At 69.2% G+C, this 25740-nt stretch carries 22 protein-coding genes; 9 read left to right on the forward strand and 13 right to left on the reverse strand.

Annotated features, from left to right (window positions below):
- Positions 1-8: 8 nt before the first annotated feature.
- The 6 genes from gyrB to dnaA form a co-directional block, all read right to left on the reverse strand.
- Positions 9-2054, reverse strand: a complete 2046-nt coding sequence (gene gyrB, locus ACFWRO_RS01875) for a DNA topoisomerase (ATP-hydrolyzing) subunit B (RefSeq protein WP_384503347.1) — start codon at positions 2052-2054, stop codon at positions 9-11.
- A 381-nt stretch (positions 2055-2435) separates the two neighbouring features.
- Positions 2436-3005: a DUF721 domain-containing protein gene (locus ACFWRO_RS01880; protein WP_384503349.1), complete on the reverse strand. Its 570-nt coding sequence runs from the start codon at positions 3003-3005 to the stop codon at positions 2436-2438.
- Positions 3006-3026: 21 nt separating this feature from the next.
- Positions 3027-4148, reverse strand: coding sequence for a DNA replication/repair protein RecF (gene recF, locus ACFWRO_RS01885; protein ID WP_384503351.1), 1122 nt, complete (start codon positions 4146-4148; stop codon positions 3027-3029).
- A gap of 56 nt (positions 4149-4204) precedes the next feature.
- Positions 4205-5083 (reverse strand): phosphogluconate dehydrogenase (NAD(+)-dependent, decarboxylating), encoded by an 879-nt coding sequence (gnd, locus tag ACFWRO_RS01890; RefSeq protein ID WP_384503353.1) that lies wholly within the window; start codon positions 5081-5083, stop codon positions 4205-4207.
- Positions 5084-5226: 143 nt separating this feature from the next.
- On the reverse strand, positions 5227-6357 hold the full coding sequence (gene dnaN / locus ACFWRO_RS01895; RefSeq protein ID WP_362527142.1) for a DNA polymerase III subunit beta: 1131 nt from the start codon (positions 6355-6357) through the stop codon (positions 5227-5229).
- Positions 6358-7185: 828 nt separating this feature from the next.
- Entirely contained in the window at positions 7186-8997 is a 1812-nt protein-coding gene (gene dnaA, locus ACFWRO_RS01900; RefSeq protein WP_384503356.1) for a chromosomal replication initiator protein DnaA, read from the reverse strand.
- A 381-nt stretch (positions 8998-9378) separates the two neighbouring features.
- Between dnaA and rpmH the strand changes: the two genes are divergently transcribed.
- From rpmH to ACFWRO_RS01945, 9 genes are all read left to right on the forward strand, one after another.
- Positions 9379-9516 carry a 50S ribosomal protein L34 gene (gene rpmH / locus ACFWRO_RS01905; RefSeq protein WP_060891143.1) on the forward strand — a complete coding sequence of 46 codons (138 nt, stop codon included), beginning with the start codon at positions 9379-9381 and terminating at the stop codon, positions 9514-9516.
- A gap of 21 nt (positions 9517-9537) precedes the next feature.
- On the forward strand, positions 9538-9909 hold the full coding sequence (gene rnpA, locus ACFWRO_RS01910) for a ribonuclease P protein component (RefSeq protein ID WP_384503358.1): 372 nt from the start codon (positions 9538-9540) through the stop codon (positions 9907-9909).
- Positions 9906-10232, forward strand: coding sequence for a membrane protein insertion efficiency factor YidD (gene yidD, locus ACFWRO_RS01915; protein ID WP_315893804.1), 327 nt, complete (start codon positions 9906-9908; stop codon positions 10230-10232). Before rnpA ends, yidD begins: the two co-directional genes overlap by 4 nt.
- 3 nt (positions 10233-10235) lie before the next feature.
- Complete coding sequence (yidC, locus tag ACFWRO_RS01920; RefSeq protein WP_384503360.1) at positions 10236-11561, forward strand: membrane protein insertase YidC; 1326 nt, start codon at positions 10236-10238, stop codon at positions 11559-11561.
- 13 nt (positions 11562-11574) lie between these two features.
- Positions 11575-12084, forward strand: coding sequence for a protein jag (locus ACFWRO_RS01925; RefSeq protein ID WP_384503362.1), 510 nt, complete (start codon positions 11575-11577; stop codon positions 12082-12084).
- A gap of 115 nt (positions 12085-12199) precedes the next feature.
- Positions 12200-12916, forward strand: a complete 717-nt coding sequence (gene rsmG / locus ACFWRO_RS01930) for a 16S rRNA (guanine(527)-N(7))-methyltransferase RsmG (protein ID WP_384503364.1) — start codon at positions 12200-12202, stop codon at positions 12914-12916.
- Positions 12917-13205: 289 nt separating this feature from the next.
- Positions 13206-14282 (forward strand): ParA family protein, encoded by a 1077-nt coding sequence (locus tag ACFWRO_RS01935; protein WP_384503366.1) that lies wholly within the window; start codon positions 13206-13208, stop codon positions 14280-14282.
- Complete coding sequence (locus ACFWRO_RS01940; protein WP_384503368.1) at positions 14279-15385, forward strand: ParB/RepB/Spo0J family partition protein; 1107 nt, start codon at positions 14279-14281, stop codon at positions 15383-15385. Before ACFWRO_RS01935 ends, ACFWRO_RS01940 begins: the two co-directional genes overlap by 4 nt.
- 165 nt (positions 15386-15550) lie before the next feature.
- Entirely contained in the window at positions 15551-16168 is a 618-nt protein-coding gene (locus tag ACFWRO_RS01945; RefSeq protein WP_362005366.1) for a GNAT family N-acetyltransferase, read from the forward strand.
- An 80-nt stretch (positions 16169-16248) separates the two neighbouring features.
- Here ACFWRO_RS01945 and trxA read toward each other — a convergent pair whose 3' ends face one another.
- The 7 genes from trxA to ACFWRO_RS01980 form a co-directional block, all read right to left on the reverse strand.
- Positions 16249-16584, reverse strand: coding sequence for a thioredoxin (gene trxA / locus ACFWRO_RS01950; RefSeq protein WP_384503370.1), 336 nt, complete (start codon positions 16582-16584; stop codon positions 16249-16251).
- A 39-nt stretch (positions 16585-16623) separates the two neighbouring features.
- On the reverse strand, positions 16624-17589 hold the full coding sequence (gene trxB, locus ACFWRO_RS01955) for a thioredoxin-disulfide reductase (RefSeq protein ID WP_384503372.1): 966 nt from the start codon (positions 17587-17589) through the stop codon (positions 16624-16626).
- Positions 17590-17714: 125 nt separating this feature from the next.
- The gene (locus ACFWRO_RS01960) at positions 17715-18629 is read right to left on the reverse strand and encodes a hypothetical protein (RefSeq protein WP_384503374.1); all 915 of its coding nucleotides are present in this window, start codon (positions 18627-18629) and stop codon (positions 17715-17717) included.
- A complete protein-coding gene (gene sigM / locus ACFWRO_RS01965) occupies positions 18626-19330 on the reverse strand; it encodes an RNA polymerase sigma factor SigM (RefSeq protein ID WP_384503376.1) in 705 nt (234 codons plus the stop codon). The genes ACFWRO_RS01960 and sigM overlap by 4 nt, the downstream gene beginning before the upstream one ends.
- Positions 19331-19355: 25 nt before the next feature.
- A complete protein-coding gene (locus ACFWRO_RS01970) occupies positions 19356-21062 on the reverse strand; it encodes a protein kinase family protein (RefSeq protein ID WP_384503378.1) in 1707 nt (568 codons plus the stop codon).
- Between the two features lie 118 nt (positions 21063-21180).
- Entirely contained in the window at positions 21181-23394 is a 2214-nt protein-coding gene (gene murJ / locus ACFWRO_RS01975; RefSeq protein ID WP_384503380.1) for a murein biosynthesis integral membrane protein MurJ, read from the reverse strand.
- A gap of 45 nt (positions 23395-23439) precedes the next feature.
- Complete coding sequence (locus tag ACFWRO_RS01980; protein WP_384503382.1) at positions 23440-25728, reverse strand: DUF6049 family protein; 2289 nt, start codon at positions 25726-25728, stop codon at positions 23440-23442.
- Positions 25729-25740 lie beyond the last annotated feature (12 nt).

The following is a 25740-nucleotide window of genomic DNA, read 5'->3' on the forward strand; positions in this document are numbered from 1 at the left end:
AGACCGACTCAGATGTCGAGGAAGCGAACGTCCTTGGCGTTGCGCTGGATGAACGAGCGCCGGGCCTCGACGTCCTCACCCATCAGCACCGAGAACAGGTCGTCCGCCTGGGCCGCGTCGTCCAGGGTCACCTGGCCGAGGACACGGTGGTCCTGGTCCATCGTGGTGACGCGCAGCTCCTCGGCGTTCATCTCGCCCAGACCCTTGAAGCGCTGGATCGAGTCTTCCCTGATCCGCTTGCCGTTCTGCTTGCCCAGCTCGACGAGCGCGTCCCGCTCACGGTCCGAGTACGCGTACTCGAAGTCCTCCCGGCCCCACTTGATCTTGTAGAGCGGGGGGCGGGAGAGGTAGACGTGACCGGCCTCGACCAGCGGACGCATGAAGCGGAAGAGGAAGGTCAGCAGCAGGGTGTTGATGTGCTGGCCGTCGACGTCGGCGTCCGCCATCAGAATGATCTTGTGATAGCGGAGCTTCTCGATGTCGAAGTCCTCGTGGACTCCGGTGCCGAAGGCCGAGATCAGCGCCTGGACCTCGGTGTTCTGCAGGATCTTGTCGATCCGCGCCTTCTCGACGTTCAGGATCTTGCCGCGGATCGGCAGGATGGCCTGGTACATCGGGTTACGGCCGGACTTGGCCGAGCCGCCGGCGGAGTCACCCTCGACGATGAAGATCTCGCACTTGGTGGGGTCGTTCGACTGGCAGTCGCTCAGCTTGCCCGGAAGGGACGCCGACTCCAGCAGGCCCTTGCGACGCGTCAGGTCACGCGCCTTGCGGGCCGCCACGCGCGCGGTGGCCGCCTGGATCGACTTGCGGATGATGTCCGCGGCCTCGACCGGGTTCCGGTCGAACCAGTCGTTGAGGTGCTCGTGGACGATCTTCTGGACGAAGGTCTTGGCCTCCGTGTTGCCCAGCTTGGTCTTCGTCTGGCCCTCGAACTGCGGCTCGCCCAGCTTGACCGAGATGATCGCCGTCAGACCCTCGCGGATGTCCTCACCCGTGAGGTTGTCGTCCTTCTCGCGCAGCAGCTTCTTCTCGCGCGCGTACCGGTTCACGAGGCCCGTCAGCGCGGCGCGGAAGCCCTCTTCGTGCGTACCGCCCTCATGCGTGTGGATCGTGTTGGCGAAGGAGTACACACCCTCGCTGTACTGCGAGTTCCACTGCATCGCGATCTCGACCGAGAGCATGCGCTCCTTGTCCTCGGCCTCGACGTCGATGACGGTCGGGTGGATCAGCTCGCCCTTGCGCGAGTTGAGGTACTTCACGAAGTCGACGATGCCGCCCTCGTAGTGGTACGTCACCGTGCGCGCGGTCGGCTCGGCGGCCTCGGCGTCCGGGTCGTCGGCGCCGACGGTGGCCTTCGCGGACTCGCGCTCGTCCGTCAGATTCAGGGTGAGGCCCTTGTTGAGGAAGGCCATCTCCTGGAAGCGGCGCGCGAGGGTCTCGAAGGAGTACTCGGTGGTCTCGAAGACGTCCGGGTCGGCCCAGAACGTCACGGTCGTGCCGGAGTCCGAGACCTGCTCGTGCTTGGCCAGGGGCGCGGTGGGCACACCGAGCTTGTAGTCCTGCGTCCAGCGGTAGCCGTCCCGCTTGATGTCCACGGAGACCTTGGTGGACAGCGCGTTGACCACGGACACACCGACACCGTGGAGACCGCCGGACACGGCGTAGCCACCGCCGCCGAACTTGCCGCCCGCGTGCAGGACCGTCAGCACGACCTCGACGGCCGGCTTCTTCTCCACAGGGTGCATGTCGACCGGGATACCGCGGCCGTTGTCGACGACGCGCACGCCGCCGTCGGCCAGGATCGTGACGTCGATCGTGTCCGCGTGCCCGGCGAGGGCCTCGTCGACGGAGTTGTCGACGACCTCCTGCACGAGGTGGTGGAGTCCGCGCTCACCGGTCGAGCCGATGTACATGCCGGGTCGCTTGCGGACCGCGTCCAGACCCTCGAGGACGGTGATCGCGCTGGCGTCGTACGACGCAGCGGTGGCGGACGGAGTGTTCTCGTTGGGGTTGCCGGAATCGGCCACGAAGCGCCCTTTCTGGCACAGCACAAGCCGTTCTCCGGGCATACGGGAGCGGCTGCGTCGTTCGACTTGTTCCGCAGGGTGGCGGGATTGTCCACCAGTCTACCGGTAGCGCCGACATGAATGGGGGTTTGCCGGTACCTGAGTCCGCATGTGCCGCCCTGCGCGGGAGCGAGACGACTCCCCATATCCGGGGAGGGGCTCCAAAGGGCTCTGACGGCCACCTAGCGCTTCGAGCGGTGACCGGGTGTGGACATGGCCGTGGAGACCCGCTGTGGGCGGTGATGCGCGCCGCTGTGGGCAATCGTTCCGCAGGGCGGAACGGGTGGGCACAGCCCACGGACGCGCTCACCGCGCCAGGGCCCGCACCACGGGGCACCTGCGGGGCACCCGCGCCCACAGGCAACGTCAGCCGTACGTGTCCCCAGGCCCCACGGACCCGGGCGCCCGCAACGGCCCGTACCCCCTGCGCGGCCCCGACCCCGGCCCCAAGACCTTGATCACCCGTACCGTCCCGTGCCCCAGGTCCTCGTTCAGCCGCGCCACCAGCCTCGGCGCCAGCAGCCGCAGCTGCGTCGCCCACGCCGTCGAGTCGCACTGAACGGTCAGCACCCGCTCCTGCGGGTCGTCGTCGTACCGCAGCGGCACACAGTGCTTCGCCAGGTCCTCGCCGACGATCTGCGGCCAGCGCCCCATGACGCCGCCCACCGCCGCCGGCGTCTCCCAGCCGCGCTCGGTGATGAGCCGGTTGATCGCGGCGCCCAGGCCGACCGGATCCCGCCCGTCGGCGTGCGCGCCCGAGCGCAGCCCGCCACCGCGCCGCGCCTGCTTCTTCTGCTGGGCAGCGGCGCCCCGCGCCTTCGCCTGCTCCTTGGCGGCACGCAGCGCGACCCGGGCGAGGTCGACACCCGAGGACTCGGGGGCCGCCTTGGCGGCCTGGGGGTCCTGACCGCCCTGGGGAAGCTGGTTCTCGCTCACGACCTCACGCCCTCACAACCCTCACAGCCTGTCCACCGAACCCCCCGCGACCCCGTACCGAACCCCCGCGAGGACGCCCGGCACGTCGTCGTCCACCGCCGCCGTGACCAGCACCTGCTCGCCCGGGGCCACCAGCTCGGCCAGCCGCTCCCTGCGCCGCGCGTCCAGCTCGGCGAAGACGTCGTCGAGGACCAGGACCGGCTCGTTGCCCTCCGCCCGCAGCAGGTCGTACGAGGCGAGCCGCAGCGCCAGCGCGAACGACCAGGACTCCCCGTGGCTCGCGTACCCCTTCGCCGGCAGGTCGCCCAGCTTGAGCAGCAGCTCGTCCCGGTGCGGCCCGACCAGCGTCACCCCGCGCTCGATCTCCTGCTTGCGGACCTCCGCGAGCGCGGCGATCACCTGCTCGTAGAGCTCCTCGCGGGTCTGCCCGGGGCCCGGCGCGGACGGCCGGTACTCCAGCAGAATCGGTCCGCCGCCCGGTGCCAGCTGCTCGTACGCCTTGTCGGCGAGCGGCTGCAGGACACCGATCAGATCCAGCCGCTGCGCGAGCAGCTCGGCGCCGGCCCGCGCCAGATGCTGGTCCCACACGTCGAGCGTCGACAGGTCCATGCCACGGCCGCCGTGCCGGCGCGCCATGGCCGCGGACTTCAGCAGGGTGTTGCGCTGCTTGAGCACCCGCTCGTAGTCGGAGCGCACGCCCGCCATGCGCGGCGCGCGCGCCGTGATCAGCTCGTCGAGGAAGCGCCGGCGCTCGCCGGGATCGCCCTTCACCAGGGCCAGGTCCTCCGGCGCGAAGAGCACGGTCCGTACGATCCCCAGGACGTCACGCGGTCTGACCTGCGAGGACCTGTTGATACGGGCGCGGTTCGCGCGCCCCGGGTTCAGCTCCAGCTCGACCAGCTGGGAGCGCTCGCCCTGGGTGACCGCGGCGCGGATGATCGCCCGGTCCGCCCCCATCCGTACGAGCGGCGCGTCGGAGGCGACGCGGTGGCTGCCGAGGGTGGCGAGATAGCCGACGGCCTCGACCAGGTTGGTCTTGCCCTGGCCGTTGGCGCCCACGAAAGCGGTGACGCCCGGATCGAGCGGGACCTCGACCCGGGCGTAGGAGCGGAAGTCGGCCAGCGACAGATGCGTGACATGCATGGTGTGCGCCGACCTTCCCCCGGCTGCTGTGCACCGAGGGGTGCACAGCCTGTGGATTACTTCTTGGACTCGACCGCGTGGCCACCGAACTGGTTGCGCAGCGCGGCGATCATCTTCATCTGCGGGGAGTCGTCCTGACGGGACGCGAACCGCGCGAACAGCGACGCGGTGATCGCGGGCAGCGGCACCGCGTTGTCGATCGCGGCCTCCACCGTCCAGCGGCCCTCGCCGGAGTCCTGCGCGAAGCCCCGGAGCTGGTCCAGGTGCTCGTCCTCGTCCAGCGCGTTGACCGCGAGGTCGAGCAGCCAGGAACGGATGACCGTGCCCTCCTGCCAGGAGCGGAAGACCTCGCGCACGTCGGTGACGGAGTCGACCTTCTCCAGGAGCTCCCAGCCCTCGGCGTACGCCTGCATCATCGCGTACTCGATGCCGTTGTGGACCATCTTCGCGAAGTGGCCGGCGCCGACCTTGCCCGCGTGGACCGAGCCGAACTCGCCCTCGGGCTTCAGCGCGTCGAAGATCGGCTGGACCTTCGCCACGTCCTCGGCGGAGCCGCCGTACATCAGCGCGTAGCCGTTCTCCAGGCCCCACACACCGCCGGAGACGCCGCAGTCGACGAACCCGATGCCCTTGGCGGCGAGCTCCTCGGCGTGCTTCTCGTCGTCGGTCCAGCGGGAGTTTCCGCCGTCCACGACGATGTCGCCGGGGGAGAGCAGGTTCGCCAGCTCGTCGACGGTGGACTGGGTCGCGGCACCGGCCGGGACCATGACCCACACGACGCGCGGACCCTTCAGCTTGCCCACAAGCTCTTCGAGGCTGTGGACATCGGCGAGGTCCGGGTTGCGGTCGTATCCGATGACGGTGTGACTTGCGCGGCGGATGCGCTCACGCATGTTGCCGCCCATCTTGCCGAGACCGACGAGACCGAGCTCCATCAGAGATTCCTTAAGCGTCGTGTGCGGTTTACCCGGATCCGAGCCTACGCCCGGACCCGGGTGCACACCTGTGGGGTCAGCCGCTCAGTCGACAGCCGTCCCCAAGGGTCATCCGGAGAGCCGCACCGGCAGAACCGCAGGTGTCAGCCGCTGAGCCGCACCGGCATGATCAGGTACTTGTACGCCTCGTCCGCCTCCGCGTCCACGGCCGGCTTGCCGCTCAGCAGCGCGGGCTTGGTGGAGGTGGTGAAGGAGAGCTGGGCGACCGGGGAGTCGATCGCGCTCAGACCGTCCAGCAGGAAGGTCGGGTTGAAGGCGATCGAGATGTCGTCGCCGTCGAGCTGCGCGTCCACGCGCTCCACAGCCTGTGCGTCGTCGCTGGAGCCGGCCTCCAGGATCAGCACGCCCTGCTCGAAGCTGAGGCGGACCGGGGTGTTGCGCTCGGCCACCAGGGCCACACGCTTGACGGCCTCGACGAACGGCGCGGTCTCGATCACCGCGATCGAGTTGAACTCGGTGGGGAAGAGCGTCCGGTACTTCGGCAGGTCGCCTTCGAGCAGCCGGGTCGTGGTGCGGCGGCCGGCACCCTCGAAGCCGATCAGGCCCTCGCCCTTGCCGGAGCCAGAGAGCGCCAGGGTGACGGTGTCGCCGCTGGTGAGCGCCTTGGCGGTGTCCAGGAGGGTCTTCGCGGGCACCAGGGCGACCGCGGAGGCGTCGGGGGACTCCGGCTTCCACAGGAACTCGCGGACCGCGAAGCGGTAGCGGTCGGTGGAGGCCAGGGTGACCGTGTCGCCCTCGATCTCGATGCGCACACCGGTGAGCACGGGCAGCGTGTCGTCGCGGCCGGCGGCGATGGCGACCTGCGCGGCGGCGGAGGCGAAGACCTCGCCGGGCACGGTGCCGGTCGCGGTGGGCATCTCCGGCAGGGCCGGGTACTCCTCCACAGGCAGGGTGTGGAGGGTGAAGCGGGAGGAGCCGCAGACCACGGTCGCCCGTACACCGTCTGTGGAGATCTCGACGGGACGGTTGGGCAGGGCGCGGCAGATGTCGGCGAGCAGTCGGCCGGAGACCAGGACGGTGCCGTCCTCCTCGACCTCGGCCTCGACGGAGACACGGGCCGAGACCTCGTAGTCGAAGCTCGAGAAGCTCAGCGCGCCGTCCTCGGCCTTCAGCAGAAGGCCCGCGAGCACCGGCGCCGGCGGACGGGCCGGAAGGCTGCGGGCCACCCAGGCCACCGCCTCCGCGAGTACATCGCGCTCCACCCGGATCTTCACCGGAACCGCCTCCTGCTGTTGCTGGCTCTTCGTCGACTGCGGGACCCAGTCTGACGTACGCCGCCGACACTCGGTGCGGCTCGGGGTCAAGTCGCGACAAGAGGTCGAGGAGGCTCCGGCGCCGAGTTGTGCACAGGACCCACTTCGAAGCGGATTCCGGGCTAACTCTAGGGGGCAGTAGTAGTAGGTCCTGTGGAAACCGTGGATAACGTCGTCTTCGCAGGTCAGCTGCGGTTTTTTGTCCACTGCCCCTGTGGGTGGAGCCGGTGGAAAACCGGGGTCTTCTGTGGACACCCAAAAGTTCTGCACACCCGGTACACAGGCCACGGGGACTTCTCCCCAGCGCTGTCCCCAGCTTTACCCACGTTCCCCACAGCCCAACCGTCCCCCTTGATGTGACGGCTTTCACTCGACGCGGTGACGTCGGGCGTTTCGTTGCCGAACAGTGGACAGCGGTGTGGAGAACCTGTGGGCAATGGACCTGACCCTGTGGGTTGCCCGTGGACAACCGACGAGAGGCCCTGTGGACGAAAAATTCATCCACAAGCTGTGGATCAAGGTTGCCAACAAATCCACAGCCTTCTGACCTGGTCTGTTGTCCAGTCGGCCGACGTGCCTGTGGACGCGATCCGGATAACTCCTGAGTCCCCACCCTGTGGATGGAAGATCATCCCGCAATCTGTGGAGAACGCGCCACCGCTACGACGGAATCGAACAGCCCGGCCTTGCACAGGCGTGTGGACGAGGGGCCGGACCGTCCCCGGAGACGCCGAAGGGCGCCCCGGGAAGCGTTCCCGGGGCGCCCTTCGAGGCTGCGGAGCGTCTCTCTCAGCCGTTCTTGATGCGGTTGGTGAGCTCGGTGACCTGGTTGTAGATGGAGCGGCGCTCGGCCATCAGCGCGCGGATCTTCCGGTCCGCGTGCATCACGGTCGTGTGGTCGCGGCCGCCGAACTGCGCGCCGATCTTCGGCAGGGACAGGTCGGTCAGCTCGCGGCACAGGTACATGGCGATCTGCCGGGCCGTCACCAGGACGCGGCTGCGCGAGGATCCGCACAGGTCTTCGACCGTGAGACCGAAGTAGTCGGCCGTGGCCGCCATGATCGCGCCGGCCGTGATCTCGGGCGCCGAGTCCTCGCCGCCGGGGATCAGGTCCTTGAGCACGATCTCGGTGAGCCCGAGGTCCACCGGCTGCCGGTTGAGGCTCGCGAAGGCCGTCACCCGGATCAGCGCGCCCTCCAGCTCGCGGATGTTCCTCGAGATCCGGGAGGCGATGAACTCCAGCACCTCCGGCGGGGCGTTGAGCTGCTCCTGCACCGCCTTCTTACGGAGGATCGCGATCCGCGTCTCCAGCTCGGGCGGCTGCACATCGGTCGTCAGGCCCCACTCGAAGCGGTTGCGGAGCCGGTCCTCCAGGGTCATCAGCTGCTTGGGCGGCCGGTCCGAGGAGAGCACGATCTGCTTGTTCGCGTTGTGGAGCGTGTTGAAGGTGTGGAAGAACTCCTCCTGCGTCGACTCCTTGCTCGCGAGGAACTGGATGTCGTCGACGAGCAGGATGTCCACGTCGCGGTAGCGCTTGCGGAAGGTGTCGCCCTTGCCGTCGCGGATCGAGTTGATGAACTCGTTGGTGAACTCCTCCGAGCTCACGTACCGCACGCGCGTGCCGGGGTAGAGGCTCCGCGCGTAGTGCCCGATGGCGTGCAGCAGGTGGGTCTTGCCGAGGCCCGACTCCCCGTAGATGAAGAGCGGGTTGTAGGCCTTCGCCGGCGCCTCGGCCACCGCGACCGCGGCGGCGTGCGCGAAGCGGTTCGAGGAACCGATGACGAAGGTGTCGAAGAGGTACTTCGGGTTCAGCCGCGCGTGCTGCTCGCCGGGCGCGCCGGAGCCGGAGCCCTGACCGGGGGCCGAGCCGGTGCCGCCGCCCGTGTGGCCGGCCATCGGACCGCCATGCCCGCCGGGGCCACCATGCCCACCGGGGCCACCCGGGCGCGGCCCGTGGCCGGTACCCGGCCGCGGTGTGTCGGGCAGCTCGGCCCGTTCGGGCCGCTGCGGCTGGTCGTAGGCGGACGGCCGCTCGTCGTAGCGGGGCTGCTGCGGCTGCTGCGGGCGCGGGCCGGTGTACGGGTCGCGCTCCTGGTAGCCGCCGAGGCGCTGCTGCTGCCAGGAGAGGTCGTCCTGGGTGCGCGGCCAGGCGCCCGGGTCGGGGCGCTGCTGCTGGTAGTCCGGGTAGGCCGGGCGGGCGGTGGGCAGCCCGTCGTCCGGCATGGGGCGGTGCCCGTAGCCGTCGTACTTGTCGTACGAGTCCGTCGGCGGCCGCTCGTCGTAGCGCGGCTGCTGCTGGACCGGGGGCGCGAGCGGGGTCGGCTCGCCGACCGAGTCGTCGACCGTGATCGCGATCCGGATCGGGCGGCCGCACTCACGGCTGAGGGTCTCGCTGATGAGCGGAGCCAGGCGTCCTTCGAGGACTCGCTTGCCCCATTCGTTGGGGACGGCGAGCAGTGCGGTGTCGGCCACCAGTGCGAGAGGCTGGCAGCGCTCGATCCACTGCTTGTCCTTGGGCTCGATGCCCTGCTGGCCTTCGCCGAGGAGTTGCTCGAGCACGCGTGGCCACACTGCGGCAAGATCGGCAGGTACGTCAGCCACAGGGCACGCTTCCTCGCAGGTCCCACGAATGTGTGGTTCTCGGGACGGTGGGTCGAAGTCCTTCTGGACAGGTAAGGACAGAACGGAAAAAGTTTTAGGAGTCCAGCCACGGTAGTCGCGGCGGCTGACCTCGTTCAAGTCGTTGTCCACAGCCTGTGCACAATGGACCCCGGTGATCGGCCGGTTTGACCGGATGGCGTAGCCGCGCGTACCGTAACGTGGTCGAGTTGTCGATGGCTGCTGCCGCCTGCCTCCGATGGGCAAAGATCACGGTCTGTGATCGTGAAGCGGTGCACTCGGGCGTATTGCGAGCTACTCGTGGGCGCACGGTGACAGCCAGGCGATGTCCCGCCATCAACGAATCATTTCTGGAGCCCCCGAGTGAGCAAGCGCACCTTCCAGCCGAACAACCGTCGTCGCGCCAAGACCCACGGCTTCCGCCTGCGGATGCGTACGCGCGCCGGTCGCGCCATCCTGGCGAACCGCCGTTCCAAGGGTCGCTCGAGCCTGTCCGCCTGATCCGCTTAAACGGGTCATGACGTGCTGCCTACCGAGAATCGGCTGAGGCGGCGCGAGGACTTCGCAACCGCGGTACGCCGAGGGCGCCGGGCCGGTCGCCCGCTCCTCGTCGTCCACCTGCACAGCGGTGCAACGAACCCGCACGCGCCTGGGGAGAGCGCTTCCCAGGCACGTGCGGGTTTCGTCGTGAGCAAGGCCGTGGGCGGTGCTGTCGTACGCAACCAGGTGAGGCGACGCCTGCGCCATCTCGTCCGCGAACGACTGTCCGAGCTGCCCCCCGGTAGCCTGGTGGTCGTACGGGCGTTGCCCGGAGCCGGTGACGCCGATCACGCACAGCTGGCCCGAGACCTTGACGCCGCTCTTCAGCGGCTCCTGGGAGGGGGCGCGCGATGAAGTACCCGCTGCTGGCTCTCATCAAGCTGTACCAGTGGACGATCAGCCCGCTTCTCGGGCCCGTCTGCCGGTACTACCCGTCGTGTTCCCACTATGGATTCACGGCCATCGACCGGCATGGCGCGATCAAGGGCACTGCCCTGACCGCCTGGCGCATTCTGCGGTGCAACCCGTGGTCGCCCGGCGGCGTGGACCACGTACCCCCGCGCAAGCGTCCGCGCTGGCACGAACTGCTGCGGAACGCACTGCGTGGAGACAAGGGCGGGTCCCCCGCCGAGACGAGCCCGGCCGCAGAGACCCCGCCCAATGCTCAAGGAGCCTGATTAGTGGACACGATTGCCAATTTTTTCAGCTTCATCACCACCCCTGTCTCATGGGTGATCGTCCAGTTCCACAAGCTGTACGGGGCGATCTTCGGTCCTGACACGGGCTGGGCCTGGGGCCTGTCGATCGTGTCCCTCGTGGTGCTGATCCGTATCTGTCTGATCCCGCTCTTCGTGAAGCAGATCAAGTCGACGCGGAACATGCAGGCGCTCCAGCCGAAGATGAAGGCGATCCAGGAGCGCTACAAGAGCGACAAGCAGCGTCAGTCCGAAGAGATGATGAAGCTGTACAAGGAGACGGGTACCAACCCGCTCTCCTCGTGCCTTCCCATCCTGGCGCAGTCGCCGTTCTTCTTCGCTCTGTACGCGGTGCTCTCGCACATCGCCGAGGGCAAGACCATCGGTGTCATCAACCAGTCGCTGCTCGACAGCGCGCGGCAGGCGCACATCTTCGGCGCCCCGCTGGCGTCCACCTTCACGGACAGCGCCGCCGAAGTCGCCGCTCTCGACGCCTCGCTGACCTCGGTCCGTATCGTCACCGCGATCATGATCGTCATGATGTCGGCCTCGCAGTTCTACACGCAGCGTCAGCTGATGATGAAGAACGTCGACCTCTCGGTGAAGACGCCGTACATGCAGCAGCAGAAGATGCTCATGTACATCTTCCCGCTGATCTTCGCCGTCATGGGCATCAACTTCCCCGTCGGTGTCCTCGTCTACTGGCTGACCACCAACGTGTGGACCATGGGCCAGCAGATGTACGTGATCAACCAGAACCCCACCCCGGGCAGCAAGGCCCAGGACTCCTACCTGCAGCGCCTGCTGAAGAGCGTCGGGTCGCACGGTGAGGTTCGCGGTCGTCGCCGGAAGAACGTGGTCAAGGCCATCGTCGCCAAGGGCGCGGATCGCAATGAGAACGAGCGCCGCTTCTTCTCCGGTCTGGCCAAGGCCGGCTTCGCCGCCCAGGCCGACGGCACCGTGATCAAGAGCGACACCGTCGCCGCCGAGGCGGAGGGCGGTACGGCGGCCAAGCGTCAGCAGCCCAAGCGTCAGACCAAGGCGAAGCGGCAGGCCGCGGCCCAGCACGCCACGGCCAAGGACGCCGAGGACACCGCTGAGTCCGAGGCGTCGGACGAGAAGCCCAAGCCTTCGCTGGAGAAGAAGCCGCAGGATGAGGTCAAGGACGCGTCCCAGGACGTGACCAAGGACTCGGAGCAGGGCGACAAGCCCGGGCGCCCGAGCCGGGCCAACTCCGGGAGTTCCCGTCAGGCCAAGTCCGGTCAGCGCAAGGGCCAGCAGCGCCCGAAGCACCCGTCGTCCAAGAAGTAGAAGGAGTCCATCCGTGACGGAAGACACCATCTCCGCCGCCGAGGGTGGCGACACCCTGACCCGCCTGGAGCAGGAGGGTGAGATCGCGGCCGACTACCTCGAGGGTCTGCTCGACATCGCCGACCTGGACGGCGACATCGACATGGACGTCGAGGCGGACCGGGCAGCTGTCTCGATCGTCAGCGACTCGAGCGGCCGTGATCTGCAGAAGCTCGTCGGCCGCGACGGCGAGGTGCTGGAGGCGCTCCAGGAGCTGACCCGGCTGGCCGTGCACCGGGAGACCGGTGACCGCAGCCGCCTGATGCTCGACATCGCCGGGTTCCGCGCCCAGAAGCGCGCCGAGCTCGCCGAGATCGGCGCCAAGGCCGCGTCCGAGGTGAAGTCGACCGGGGCCCCGGTCAAGCTGGACCCGATGACGCCGTTCGAGCGCAAGGTCGTGCACGACGCGGTCGCCGCCGCCGGTCTGCGCAGCGAGTCCGAGGGCGAGGAGCCGCAGCGCTTCGTCGTCGTACTCCCTGCCTGATCCCTCTCGCAGTGTCGGCCCCGTCTGCTCGCAGGCGGGGCCGATCTTGTCAGCCTGATAGTCAGCCACCACAGTGCGCGCGCACCCATGGGTGCGGTGCGGAAGGACGGTTCCCGTGACGGAGGCAGCGGAGCTCCCCCCTGCGCCCGAACAGGCGCGGACGGTATTCGGCGAGTACTTCCCGGAGGCTGTCCGGTACGCGGAGCTTCTCGCGGACGCCGGCGTCAAGCGTGGGCTGATCGGCCCCCGTGAGGTTCCCCGTCTGTGGGAGCGGCACCTGCTGAACTGCGCGGTGCTCTCCGAGGTGGTGCCCGAGGGCGTCACCGTCTGCGATGTCGGCTCGGGGGCCGGGCTGCCGGGCATCCCCCTCGCCCTGGTGCGTCCGGACCTGAAAATCACGCTCCTGGAGCCGCTGCTCCGGCGTACCAACTTCCTGCAGGAGGTCGTGGAGCTACTGGGTCTGGACCATGTGACCGTGGTCCGGGGCCGTGCCGAGGAGATGCTCGGCGACCTCCCTCCGGTGCACGTGGTGACGGCCCGCGCCGTGGCGCCGCTGGACCGGCTGGCCGGCTGGGGCGTCCCGCTGCTCCGTCCGTACGGGGAGATGCTGGCTCTCAAGGGCGACACGGCCGAGGAGGAGATCGACGGCGCCCGAGCCGCGCTCTCCAAGCTCGGTGTGGTGGCCACCTCGGTGCTCCAGGTCGGTGAGGGCATCGTGGACCCGCTGTCGACCGTCGTGCGGGTGGAGGTCGGCGAGAGCCCGGGCGGTGTGAGGTTCGCCGCCAAGCGCGCCAAGGCCGCCCGTCCGAGCAGGACCCGTCGCCGCCGCTGAGTCGTCAACGCGGCGGATATGAGTCGTCAACGCCGCGCAATTGATCCGTACAAGCTGCCATACGTACGTATTTCGGAGTGTCGAGCGGTCCTGCGTCGGTAGCGAGTGCATCGTGTTTCACGTGAAACGTCGCTCACTGCTGCAGGGGATCATCAGCCGCGGCCGCGCGGCTGCCACGCCCCGGGACCGCAAACCCCTCGCGAAACCCCTCGCGAGGGGGACGGGATTGTCCACAGAGGTGGATTCATCCACAGAACCACGGGCCTCGCTGGTTCACGACCCCGAAAGCATGGCAGGCTCTGTTCATCGCGAGCCTGAAGCCGAGGAGAGTGAATCCTTGCGGTCCAACGCCAACATCGCGGGACCGATGACCGATCCGGTCCCCGGTCCCCGAACCGAATCGGCGGGGGAGGATGTTTCACGTGAAACACCGCCCCCGATGGACGACACCCCCATTGGTCGTGCTGCCCAACTGGCAGTAGAGGCGCTCGGGCGTGCCGGTGAGGGTCTTCCCCGGCCTGCCCAGACACGCGTGATGGTGGTGGCGAACCAGAAGGGCGGAGTGGGCAAGACGACCACGACGGTCAACCTTGCCGCTTCCCTGGCGCTCCACGGCGCCCGGGTCCTGGTCATCGACCTGGACCCGCAGGGCAATGCCTCGACGGCCCTGGGCATCGACCACCACGCAGAAGTTCCCTCGATCTATGACGTCCTCGTGGAGAGCAAGCCGCTCTCGGACGTGGTCCAGCCCGTCCAGGACGTCGAAGGCCTCTTCTGCGCGCCGGCCACCATCGATCTCGCCGGTGCGGAGATCGAGCTCGTGTCGCTGGTGGCTCGGGAGAGCCGGCTTCAGCGAGCGATCCAGGCTTATGAGCAGCCGCTGGACTACATCCTGATCGACTGCCCGCCCTCGCTGGGTCTGCTCACGGTCAACGCCATGGTGGCGGGTGCCGAGGTGCTGATCCCGATCCAGTGCGAGTACTACGCGCTGGAGGGCCTGGGGCAGCTCCTGCGGAACGTCGACCTGGTGCGCGGGCACCTCAACCCCGCGCTGCATGTCTCGACGATCCTGCTCACCATGTACGACGGCCGGACCCGGCTTGCCTCCCAGGTCGCCGACGAGGTGCGCAGCCACTTCGCTGAGGAGGTGCTGCGGACCAGCATCCCGAGGTCCGTGCGGATCTCGGAGGCGCCGAGCTACGGCCAGACGGTCCTCACGTACGATCCGGGCTCCAGCGGTTCGCTCTCCTATCTGGAGGCGGCCCGTGAGATCGCACTGAGGGGCGTCGGTATCCACTACGACCCGCAGCACGCCCCTGTGGGCCTTCAGAACAACCAGCACAGCATGTCGGAGGGGATCCAGTGAGCGATCGACGTAGGGGGTTGGGGCGTGGGCTCGGTGCGCTGATCCCTGCTGCTCCCCAGGAGAGGCAGGCACCCGCTGTCGGCGTGGGGGCGGGGTCCGCCTCGCCCGGCACCATCCCGGCCATGTCCTCGGACCGGGGAGTGGCCGCTGCGAAGGTGACGACCCTTCCGCAGAGCCCGCAGTCCCCGGACTCCGTGGTGCCGGCGCCCGAGGTCGATGTGGTGGTGGAGCCGGAGTCCCCCGCCGGTGCGCACTTCGCCGAGCTGCCGCTGGACTTCATCACGCCCAACCCGAAGCAGCCGCGTGAGGTCTTCGACGAGGACGCGCTCGCGGAGCTGGTCACCTCCATCAAGGAGGTCGGTCTGCTGCAGCCGGTCGTCGTACGGCAGCTGGGTGCCGAGCGCTACGAGCTCATCATGGGTGAGCGTCGTTGGAGGGCCTGCCGTGAGGCCGGTCTGGAGCGGATCCCCGCCATCGTCCGGGCCACGGAGGACGACAAGCTCCTCCTGGACGCGCTCCTGGAGAACCTTCACCGGGCGCAGCTGAACCCGCTGGAAGAGGCCGCCGCCTACGACCAGCTGCTCAAGGACTTCAACTGCACCCACGACCAGCTGGCGGATCGCATCGGGCGTTCGCGCCCGCAGGTCTCCAACACGCTGCGTCTGCTGCGTCTGTCGCCGCCGGTCCAGCGTCGTGTCGCCGCCGGTGTGCTCTCCGCCGGCCATGCGCGTGCCCTGCTCTCCGTGGAGGACCCGGAGGTACAGGACAAGCTGGCGTACCGGATCGTGGCCGAGGGGCTCTCGGTGCGTGCGATCGAGGAGATCGTGACGCTCATGGGCTCGGAGCCCAGCTCCACGGTCAAGCCGAAGGGGCCGCGGGCCGGTGCACGCGTCTCGCCGGCGCTCACGGACCTGGCCTCGCGGCTCTCGGACCGCTTCGAGACCCGGGTGAAGGTCGACCTGGGGCAGAAGAAGGGCAAGATCGTCGTCGAGTTCGCCTCGATGGAGGATCTGGACCGGATCCTCGGGACCCTGGCACCCGGTGAGGGACGCGTGATGGATCAGGCGACCTCCGAGCAGGGCGAGGACGACAGCGAGAGCTGACCCTCGGGCGGTGTCTCCGCGACTTCAGGGCGGGCCGTGATCCGGTGAGAACCGGGACACGGCCCGCCCTTTGCCTGCGAGCGGTATCGCCCTGATCGCCCCATCGATACGATTCTGGGAGCGCGTATCCGTGCTGCGATGGCCGTGGGAAGCGAGGCAACAGCCGTGGGGCGTCGGCTTGTACCGCTCACTCTGGACAACCTTCCTGACCTCCCCAAGCGATGTCGCTCCTGCGTGTTCTGGGAGCTCGACCCGGTGAGCGGCGAGGCCGCGGTGAAGGCCGGCCGCCCGGAGCTGGAGAAAGAGGCGTGGATCTCCGCGGTTCTGCTCGAGTGGGGATCCTGCGGGCGCGTGGTCTATGTCGACGAGGTGCCCGTTGGCTTCGTTCTCTACGCGCCGCCGGCGTATGTGCCGCGCTCCATGGCCTTTCCCACGAGCCCGGTCTCCGCAGACTCGGTTCAGTTGATGACGGCCTGGATCATGCCGGGCTATCAGGGGCAGGGGCTCGGCCGGATGATGGTGCAGACCGTCGCCAAGGATCTCCTGCGGCGCGGCTTCCGGGCGATCGAGGCTTTCGGGGACGCTCGCTGGAAGGAGCCGGCCTGTGTGCTGCCGGCCGACCATCTCACGGCGGTGGGCTTCAAGACCGTACGGCCGCATCCCACGCATCCACGGCTGAGGCTGGAGCTCCGGACGACGCTGTCGTGGAAGGAAGACGTGGAGCTGGCACTGGACCGGCTTCTGGGTGCCGTCCAGAAGGAGCCGGCGCTGCGGCCCCTGTAGTTCTGTTGTGGTGCACGACGAACGGCCCGCCTCCGAAGTCCGGAGGCGGGCCGTTCGTGTTTCACGTGAAACAGGGGGTGTCAGGCAGTGGCCTCGACGAAGTCCGAGAGGTCGCGGAGGATCGCGGCCTTCGGCTTCGCGCCGACGATCGTCTTCACGACCTCGCCGCCCTGGTAGACGTTGAGCGTCGGGATGGACATGACGCCGTACTTGGCGGCCGTACCCGGGTTCTCGTCGATGTTGAGCTTGACGATCTCGATCTCACCGTGCTCGGCCGCGATGGCCTCCAGCGCCGGGGCGATCTGGCGGCACGGGCCGCACCACTCGGCCCAGAAGTCCACCAGGACAGGCTTCTCGCTCTTGAGGACGACCTCGTCGAAGTCGTCGTCGGTTACGTGCTTCAGGGTGCCGGCCACGGCAACCTCCCTTAACTATGCGGGGTGTGAGTGGTGGGGTCAGACCGCAGGGGTCTCGGCGAGCTTCTCGCTGTCGGCGAGGGCCGCGAGGAAACGCTCGGCGTCGAGCGCGGCGGAGCAACCGGTGCCGGCGGCGGTGATCGCCTGGCGGTAGGTGTGGTCGACGACGTCACCGGCTCCGAAGACACCGGAGAGGTTCGTCCGCGTCGACGGGGCGTCGACCTTGAGGTAGCCCTCCGCGTCCAGCTCCAGCTGGCCCTTGAAGAGCTCCGTACGGGGGTCGTGGCCCACGGCGATGAACAGACCGGTGGCCGCCAGCTCGCTGGTCTCGCCCGTCTTGGTGTTGCGCAGGGTCAGACCGGCGAGCTTCTGGTCGCCGTGGATCTCGGCGACCTCGCTGTCCCAGGCGAACTTGATCTTCGGGTCGGCGAACGCACGCTCCTGCATCGCCTTGGAGGCGCGCAGGGAATCCCGGCGGTGGACGATCGTGACGGACTTGGCGAAGCGCGACAGGAAGGTGGCCTCCTCCATCGCGGTGTCACCGCCACCGACGACGGCGATGTCCTGGTCCTTGAAGAAGAACCCGTCGCAGGTCGCGCACCACGAGACGCCGCGGCCGGAGAGCACGTCCTCCCGGGGGAGACCGAGCTTGCGGTGCTGGGAGCCGGTCGTGACGATGACGGCCTTCGCGCGGTGCACGGTGCCGGCGGTGTCGGTGACGGTCTTGATCTCGCCGGTCAGGTCCACGGCGACGATGTCGTCCGGGACCAGCTCCGCGCCGAAGCGCTCGGCCTGGGCGCGCATGTTGTCCATCAGGTCGGGGCCCATGATGCCGTCACGGAAGCCGGGGAAGTTCTCCACGTCGGTCGTGTTCATCAGGGCGCCACCAGCGGTGACGGCACCCTCGAAGACGAGCGGCTTCAGCGACGCACGCGCCGTGTAGAGCGCAGCGGTGTAACCCGCGGGCCCGGAGCCGATGATGATCACGTTACGGACGTCGCTCACGGGTTTCTTCCTCGTCTCTGCAGACTGCCTACTGCTACGGGGCGGCCATGTCGGTGACTCTCACCCCACCCAACGGATCCTACGGGGCCAGCATTCCCGAGATGGCCGCGCGGCGCGGCGAGGAGTCAGGAGCGCGGGTAGGTGTTCGTCAGCAGAACCTCGGCCTTGCCCTGTCCGCCACTGTCGGCGCAGGAGGCATCGAGGACGTAGGCCTGCACGTGAGTGCCGTCGGTTCCCTGTGGCAGCAGCAGGAGATAGGCCGGCGTTCCCTTGTAGTCACCGCGCTGGAAGGCGAGCACGGAGTCGGGGCGGCTTGTGCCCGCCTTGACGCACTCGGGCAGGGGCTCGGCCATGTTCCGTTGCTGAGGGGTGTCACCGCCCTCGGCGGAGAGCGATTCCGGCTGGGTCTCCCCGGGAGCCTTGAGGGTGTCCGGCCGGAGCAGTTCCTGAACCTGGGCTTCCACCGGACGACCGTCGAAGCGTTCGGAGGCCACACCGCTCGCGGCGGAACTGGTCTTGTCGGCGGCGTCTTCCCCGCTGAGCGTCTGCATGCCTCCTTGGATGAAGAAGAGGCTCATGCCGAGCGCTGCGGCGCCGAGGACGGCACCGAGCGCCGCGATCCGGCGACGCCGGGGCCGCGGGCGGCCGGGACCGGTGGTGGCGCGAGGGTGGCCGACAGGACGCCCTGCGGCCGGCGTGGGCTCCGTGGAGGGAGGGGCTGCGGAATGGCCGCGCGCTGTTTCACGTGAAACATGCGGGCCGATATCGGGGGTGGTGGCGTTCAGCAGCGCCTCGGCGGCCAGGGCGGCATCGATACGACCGGCGATGTCCGAGGGCATCCGGGGCGGGCCGGGAAGGGTTCCGAGCAGCCCGCGGATTTCCGCCAAGGAGGTCCGGACGTCCGCGCAGAGGGAGCAGCCCTCGATGTGCCGACGGACAGCTGCCGTACGGGACGGGGAGAGCAGTCCCTCGGCCAGGTCGGAGATCTCCGAGACGTCCGGGTGCTGTGTTGTGTCGGCCTTGCCGGTCGTGGCAGTCACGCGCGCCCACCTCCGCCCTTCACAGCAGCCGGCCCATTGGGTCCGGTATCCGATGGCCCCGACACCGGTGGGACGGATGTCCCCGGCGTCCGGTTCCTTCCCCGGTCGGGGCCCTCGTTACCCACGGTGTCGGCGCGCAGATGGCTGAGCATCGGGAGCAGCCTGGCCCGTCCGCGTGAACAGCGGCTCTTCACCGTCCCGGTGGGGACGTCCAGGATGCGGGCGGCTTCCGCCACCGGATAGCCCTGCATGTCCACGAGGACCAGGGCGGCCCGTTGGTCCGCGGGGAGTGTGGCGAGGGCGGCCAGCAGCTCTCGGTGGAGGTCCTGGCGCTCGGCGGGAGCCTCGGCCGACTCGGAGGGTTCGAGGAGCTGCTCGAAGCGCGCGGTGTCGTCCATCGGGGAGGTCTTGCGGGAGGCGGCCTTGCGGGCGCGGTCGAGGCAGGCGTTCACCGTGATCCGGTGCAGCCAGGTCGTCACGGCCGACTGCCCCCGGAAGGTATGGGCGGCCCGGAAGGCCGACACAAAGGCGTCCTGGAGGGCGTCAGCGGCCTCCTCGCGGTCCCCCAGCGTCCGCAGGGCCACCGCCCACAACCGATCGCGGTGGCGCCGTACGAGCTCACCGAAGGCGTCGGGATCGCCGGAGACATGGCGGGCCAGGAGATCCTGGTCGCTGATGCCGCCGCCTATGGCTTCTTCCAACGGTGAGCCCCCTCCCCCAATGCCGTCAGCTGGTGATCTTGATGTCCGAGATCTTGCCGCGGTAGCCCTGGCCGCTGCTGGGCAGGTCGGTCAGCCAGACCAGAACGTAGCGCGTCTTCACGGGCTTGTCGGCCGTGAGTGCGACCTGCTCACCGGAGCCGGTGGTCACGGTCTTGAAGGCCTCGGCCGACGTGGGCCGGGACGAGGCGTTCTCGGGCGCTGTCCGCAGCTCGACGGAGGTCTTCCCCTGGAAGGTCACCTCCACCTTGGAGATCTCCTGGACCGTACCGAGGTCCAGGACGAGGCCCACGCCTTCCTTCAGCCTGCCGAAGTTCGAGTACCCGTAGTAGATGGACGTCTGCCAGGACGTGGTGGGGCTGCCGTCGAAGGCATTCCCTATCTCCGACGGGGTCTCGCTGCCGTCGCCCTGCGGGTCGAAGTCGCTCGCACCGGCGATCGTGACCGGCTTGCCCGTCTCGGGCTGCTTCTCGTCCTCGGTGTCCTGCGGCTGAGTGGTCTGCGGGGTCTCCTTGTCGTTCTTGCCCTGGTCGAGCAGCCGGTCCGCGATCTGCCAGCTGCCCAGGCCCAGGGCGGCGATCAGGAGCGCCGACACGGCCCACTTCAGGGCCCGGCCGGTGCGGCTCTCCAGCGGGGCCGGAGGAGCCATCACAGGCTGCGTCGGGGCGCCCGGTCGGGTCTGCGGGCGGCCGTAGGTGCCCTGCTGGTAGGTGGTGCGCTGGTAGTCGGGCGGGGTGGGGAACGCGGGCTCCGGCGGGCGGATGCGGGGCATCGCCGCCACGGCCTTGGCGAGCTCGTCCGGGGTGGTGCAGGGCGGCTCCTGCCGCGAGGCGGTGGCGCCGTCGTTGGCCAGGGCGCGCATCGCGATCTCGGACAGACCACGGTGGACCCCGGCCCGCACCTGGTCGGGAGCGAGCAGTCCGACCCCCTTGGGGAGCCCGGAGAGGCCGTAGGCGTCGCTGTCGTACGGCCAGCGCTGGGTCAGCGCCGCGTAGAGCAGGGCGCCGATCGCCTCGGTGTCCGTGCGCTGAGGGCGCTCGGCGCTGATGCCCCGCAGCGCGGCGTTCACGGCCAGGCCGCGAATCCGGTACTGGCCCGTGGAACTGCGCAGGACGGCGCTGGGCGTCAGGCGGAGATGGGCCAGGCCTTCGCGGTGCGCGGCGGCCATGGCCTGGGAGACCTGGCTGACGAGCTGGTACGCGTCGTGCGGCTCCAGCGGGCCGGCGGCGAGCAGCGTCGTCAGCTCGGTGGAGTCGGGAAGCCACTCGTGCACCACGTACACGAGGTCGTTCTCCTCGACGGCGTCGAGGACCTGGACGAACCGGGGGTCGCCGAGCAGCGCCGCCGAACGGGCCGCCGCGAGGACCGAACGGGCCCGGGGGTGGTCGGCCGGCAGCAGGTGGACGCCGACGGCACGCCGAAGCTTCTCGTCGACGGCACGCCAACTGCTGAAACCGTCCAGACGAGTGACGCACTCCTCCAGGCGGTAGCGCCTGGCCAGCTTGTGCCCGCTGTGCAGTTCGGGAGTCTCGATGGAGGGCTGTTCGCCGTTCTGCCGCTTCGCGGCCTTGTCCTCTGCGACCTCGGCGGACTGCTCCGCCGTGTCCTGCTCTTCCGCCACCCCGTCGGTCGCGGCCGTGTCCGCCTTGGCGGTCAGCGGGTTGTCACCGCTGTTGTCGGCCACGTCGACGGCAGCCGTGCTACGTTCCGCCACCGTCGCTCCTGCCTCCCCATCCGTTGCGCCACATCCAGCAGCCATGCCAATTGTGCCCACAGTCGGCCGCTATGCACGACACGCGGCGGCCGACGATGGTTGTGCGGGGGACGGTTTCCTACCGTCCCAGGCGCCCACGGACCATACCGACCATGGAGTTCAGCTCCGCGATCCGCATGCGCTTGGCGGCCACGAAGAAGACGCCGAGCAGGACGGCGCCGCCGACGAGCAGGGCCACGAGCGAGCCGAGAGCACCCTCGCCGAGGAGCTTCAACAGACCGAAACCGACGGCGCCGGCCACGACCGCGGCGGGCAGCGAGGCAAGGCAGAGACGGGCGTAGGTACGCATGATGTGGGCGCCGTCCAGGTCGCCGCCGAGCCGGTTGCGCAGCCGACGCCAGGCGATGCCGACACCGACCGCGTAGGCCAGACCGTAGGAGGCGGCCATGCCGACGACGGCCCACTGGGCCGGGAGCACGAAGTAACAGGCCGCCGAGGCAGCCGCGTTGACGGCGGCGACGATGACCGTGTTGTAGAACGGCGTCCGGGTGTCCTCGTAGGCGTAGAAGCCGCGCAGGACGACGTACTGGACCGAGTACGGGATGAGGCCGAGGCCGAAGGCCATCAGGATGAAGCCCATGCCCTGGGCGGCCTGGACGCCGCTGGAGGCGTAGAGCAGGGTGCACATCGGCACGCCGAGCGCCAGGAACGCGAAGGAGACCGGGACGATCGCGACGGCGGAGTTCCGCAGACCCTGCGAGATGTCGTCGCGCACGGCGCCGAGGTCGTTGTCGTGTGCTGCGCGGGAGATGCGGGGCAGCAGGGCGGCCATGACCGAGACGGTGATGATGGCCTGCGGCATGCCCCAGATCAGCTGGGCGTTGGAGTACGCGAGGAAGCCGGCGCCGTTCTTGCCGGACGCCTCACCGGCGGCCGTCGCGAGCTGGGTGACGACCAGGACACCCGCCTGGTTGGCCAGGACGAACAGCACGGTCCACTTGGCGAGTTTGACCGTCTTGCCGAGGCCGTGGCCCTTCCAGTCGAAGCGGGGGCGGAAGCGGAAGCCCGTCTCGCGGAGGTAGGGGATCATCGCCAGGGACTGGACGACCAGGCCGAGCAGGGTGCCGATGCCGAGCAGACGGATGCCGTCGTCCGGGATGGTCTGCACACCCATGTGGGATTCGGCGGAGGTGCCGTAGACCCAGATGAACAGGCCGAACGTGACGATCATGACGATGTTGTTGAGGACCGGGGTCCACATCATCGCGCCGAACTTGCCGCGGGCGTTGAGGATCTGACCCATCACCACGTGCACGCCCATGAAGAAGATCGTGGGCAGGCAGTAGCGGGCGAAGGTCACCGCGACGCTGTTGGCCGCGGCGTCGTCGGCGATGGTGTTCGACATCAGCCGGATCAACAGCGGGGCGGCGAAGACCGCGACGATCACGATCGCGCCGAGCGCCACCATGACCAGGGTCAGCAGCCGGTTGGCGTAGGCCTCGCCGCCGTCCTCGTCGTTCTTCATCGAGCGGACGAGCTGCGGGACAAAGACCGAGTTGAGGCCGCCGCCGACCGTGAGGATGTAGATCATCGTCGGCAGGGTGTAGGCGATGGTGAAGGTGTCACCGAGCAGCGCGGCGCCGAGCGCGCCGGTGATGACCAGGCTGCGGACGAAGCCGGTGAGGCGGGAGACGAGGGTGCCGGCCGCCATCACCGCGCTGGACTTCAGCAGCCCGGAGGCACGGCCTGACTTCTTCGGGGCGGGGGCGGGGGCGGGCATCGGGTTCGGCTCCGGAGCAGGCGGGGGAACCTGGCCGGGCGTCTGCTGGTCCCGGTAGAGGTGGGCGAAAGCGTCCGGTTCGGGCTTGTCGTCGCCGGCCCGGGTCACGAGGTCGTCCACGCCGGTGAACTGGACCGTGCGGGCGTCGTCGCCGTAGGGCAGATGACGCGACGGGCCGTCCGGCTCGGGGGCCGGGGTCTGCGCCCACACCCGGGGGTCCGGGGCGTGCTGGGGCGCCGCGGGTTGCTGGTAGAGCGGCTGCGGCTCCTGGTAGGTGCCCGGCGGGGGCGGCGGGTGCGCGGCGCGGTCGTAGAGCGCCTCGGTCACCGGGTCCTGTGCCGACAGATCCCGCGCCTGAAACGGATCATGGGCGTAGGCGTCCTGGACGTAGGGATCCTGGGCGTACGGGTTCTGGGCATGCGGGTCGGAGGCGGGCTGCTGCGGTGGCGGAACCGGCGTCTGGCCGGGTCCCGGGGCCGCCGCGGGCGTTCCACCGGACGGCTCGGTGCCACCCAGGCCCTGCCCGCGGTCACCGTCGTACGGCGCGTTCATGGTTACCCCACCTCATCGTCCCCGGCCGACCGGCCACGACATCGCTCAACGGTCCACTTTCTCACCCGGGCCGGACGGGTCGCCGCTTTCGTGGGCGGTGTCCGGCGTCGGGTCACTCGGCTGCCCGGGATCGTCCTCCTCCGCGGCCTCCGCTTCGGTGTTCTTGGCGGCCGCGCGCTTGCGCTGGGTGTACATCCGGGCTCCGGCGAGGACCAGGAGCAGCACTCCGCCGGCGATGACGAGCATCACGGTCGGGGTGATCTCGGAGACCTTCACGGTGAACCGCATGGGCTGGCCGTACGGCGTGCCGTCCTTGGTGAACAGCTGGGCCGTCATGGGCACCGGCCCGTTGGCGTTGGCCGAGGCGTCGAACTTCACGGACTGGCTGTGCCCGGCGCCGATCTTGACCGGGAGTTCGGCGACCTCTTCACCGCCTTCGAACTTCAGGCGGGCCTTGTTCTCGGACGTCAGCCTCAGCACGAGGTCGTCCACGTCCTGCAGCAGCTTGTTCCGGACGGTCACCGGGATGGTGGCGCTGCGGCCGGAGAGCGTGAGATCCGACTTCTCGACCAGCTGCACCTCGCGGGTGAGGCTCTTGAGGTACTCGTGCACCCTGATCCGGTACAGCGAGGCCGCGGGGGCCTGGCCACGCCAGGAGGTGGACATCTCGCGGCTGATCGCGTTGCCGAAGGGGGTCACCACGCGGTCGGGCTGGGTGAGGATGACCTTGAAGTCGTCCAGATCCGCCCGGGTGTCCTTCATGTCCCGGAAGGCCTCGACCGGAAGCTCCTGCTTCCGCAGCTGCTGCGGATAGCGGGACGTGCTCGGCACCCTGGTGCTGGCATCGGGGTCCGGCTTGACCGCGGCGGCCGCGATCAGATCGAGGGGCTCTGTCCAGCGCTTGGCCGACAGCCCGCGCAGCGCGGTCGCCATGGTCTGCGCCTGCGACGTGGTCGGGATCCGCTGAGGAGCGACCACGATGCTGCGCTGCTGATCGGGCTGTTCCAGGGTGACCGCGAGCGACTGGGCGAGGAACTCCTGCACGGCGAGGGTGGCGTTCCCGGCGGGGAGCATGTCGCCCTCGAAGGCCGTCGAGAGGTAGGCGTCGCTGACGACCGCCGTGGTGCCGCCGCCGATGGGGCGAGCCGCCGTCGGCGTGTACGGGAGGTCGTCCCGGAAGCTGTCGCTGCGGGCGATCACCTTGTGGGCGCCTGCCGAGGTCGCGACATCCATGATCGAAGGGTCGACGGCCCCGTTCACGGGCCACGAGAAGTCGGTGGACGGCTTGACGTGGAGGATGGTCTCCACCGTCGACCCGGCCAGCTCCGTCGCCGGCTGGAGGTGGCTCAGCGAGCCGGGGACGTCCTTGCCGCGGTGTGCGAGCGAGGCGATGTCCGGGTCGGCGAACGGCAGGGCGACGACCTTGCGTCCCACCACGGCCTTCTGCAGCGCGTCCAGCCACCGCTCGGCGACGGCCTGGTTCTTGCCGGGCACCGTGCCCGTGCCGTTCTTGACCTGGTAGCTCTTCGTCATGGCGTCCACGGTCGCCAGCAGGTCCGGGTCGATCACCCAGGTCACGGGGAGTTCCTTGCCCAGCGTGACCATGTGGTCCAGGCGTCCACCGGGGGCCAGCTCGGCGGCCAGATCGTCGTTCTCGAAGACCGGCGTCTGCTGGTCGTCGGTGCCGGTCTCGGCCGACACATGGGCCGAGGAGATCAGCGGCCAGAGGTAGGTGAGCTGGGTCTTCTTCTCCGTGGCCTCTGGCTGGTAGGGCAGGAAGGTGCGCTCGATCCCGAGCACGTGCTTCCCGAGCTGCGGGGAGGTCTGACCCGAGAGGGAGACGCCCAGCTGGTAGACGCCCTCGTCGTCAAGGCCGAGCTTGTCGACGGGGACGGAGAGCTTGAACTCCGTGCTGAGCCCGGCCGCCAGCCGGGGGATCTTGACCGTGTAGGCACCGCCGAGGGCGGCGGGGTCGCTCCCGGGCCGGTAGCCGGTACGGCCGGAGACCTGCTCGATCTCGCTTCGGCTCGTCATCCGGGGGCCGACCCGCACATCCACCGTGGCGTCGGTCACGGTCTGCTTGCCCTCGTTGGTGACCGTCCCGGAGAGCGTGACCGTGTCACCCTCCACCGGTGCGCTCGGCGAGAGCGTGTCGAGAGACACATCGACGGTTCGTGAGCCGGTGGCGTCCTCGGCGGCGACGGCCGGCGGTGCCACGGCGCCCTGAAGGAGCCCGGCGAGCAGCGGTGCCCCGGCAAGGAGGGACGCCGTCCGCCGCAGCCACCGACGGGCAGGTGAGGGAAGGGTCCCCTGGATGTCTGCCGCCTCGGCCACGCGTTCGCCGTC

This window comes from Streptomyces sp. NPDC058579, assembly GCF_042718575.1.
Classification (GTDB): Bacteria; Actinomycetota; Actinomycetes; order Streptomycetales; family Streptomycetaceae; genus Streptomyces.